This is a genomic window from Mycobacterium attenuatum (genome assembly GCF_900566085.1).
Classification (GTDB): domain Bacteria; phylum Actinomycetota; class Actinomycetes; order Mycobacteriales; family Mycobacteriaceae; genus Mycobacterium; species Mycobacterium attenuatum.
Genome location: NZ_UPHT01000222.1, coordinates 1 through 1168 on the forward strand (window position 1 = coordinate 1; position 1168 = coordinate 1168).

1 protein-coding gene is annotated in these 1168 nt (G+C 65.0%); it reads left to right on the forward strand.

Translation table 11 applies throughout. The features are described from left to right. A partial coding sequence (locus tag EET13_RS29725; RefSeq protein ID WP_244604203.1) for an IS3 family transposase occupies window positions 1-1004 on the forward strand: 1004 nt, incomplete at its 5' end. Window positions 1005-1168 lie beyond the last annotated feature (164 nt).

The window sequence follows — 1168 nt, forward strand, 5'->3', positions numbered from 1 at the left end:
AACTTGCGCACGATGTCCTCCGCGGAATGCCGCTTACGACCAGCCATGTGTTTCATCGTCCCTTCCAGCCCGACCTCGGGCCACAGGACTCTAAAACAAGCCGGACTCATTCACGGGGAACACGCCACGACCACCTCGACACCTACCCGGTGAAGTGGCTGTGCGCGGTCGTGGAGATCGCGCGTTCCTCGTTCTACGCCTGGCTTGCTGGTGCCGATGGTCGCGCCGCCCGTCAAGCGGCTGACCGGGTACTGGCCGAACGGATCCGTACCGTCCATGAGGCGGACAACACCTACGGGGCACCGCGGATCACCGCCGAACTCAACGACGGCGTGCCCGAGCAGGAGCGGGTCAATCACAAGCGGGTGGCCCGGGTCATGCGCGGCGTCGGGATCGCCGGCTACCGACGGCGGCGCCGGGTGAAGACCACCACACCGGATCCGGCCAACCAGAAGGTCCCGGACCTGCTCAACCGGGATTTCACTGCAGCCGCACCCAACGAAACCTACGTCGGAGACATCACCTACCTGCCGCTGGCCACCGGCGGCAACTTGTATCTGGCCACGGTGATCGATTGCTTCTCCGGGCGGGTCGCGGGATGGGCGATCGCCGATCACATGCGCACCGAACTCGTCGACGATGCCCTCCTCGCCGCCGGGGCGCTGCGTGGTTCACTGACCGGTGCAATATTCCACTCGGATCACGGAAGTCAGTACACCTCAAAGGATTTCGCTACGCTCTGCGCAGATCTCGGCGTCACCCAGTCTATGGGTGGCGTGGGGTCCAGTGCCGACAACGCGTTGGCCGAATCGTTCAACGCCTGCCTCAAACGCGAAGTCCTGCAGGACCGCAGCCAGTGGCCCGACGCGCCTACCTGCCGCCGTGAAGTGTTCCGATGGCTGGTCGGCTACAACCTGAAACGCAGGCACTCCCGCTGCCGCTATTCCAGCCCGGCGACCTACGAGAAGAACCACACACCCGCTACGCTGCCAGAAGCGGCGTAACTACAAATCCCGTGTCCACTCTCCGGGGTCAAGGCCCGCAGTCGCCGCCGGATCGTCCGGCATGTCGGGTCGGCCCGTGATGACGCCGAACTGGGCCTGCTTATGGAGCAGGCCCGGCGACTGCTGGCCGATGACGCCCAAGGTGAGCTGGATCTGGGCATCAC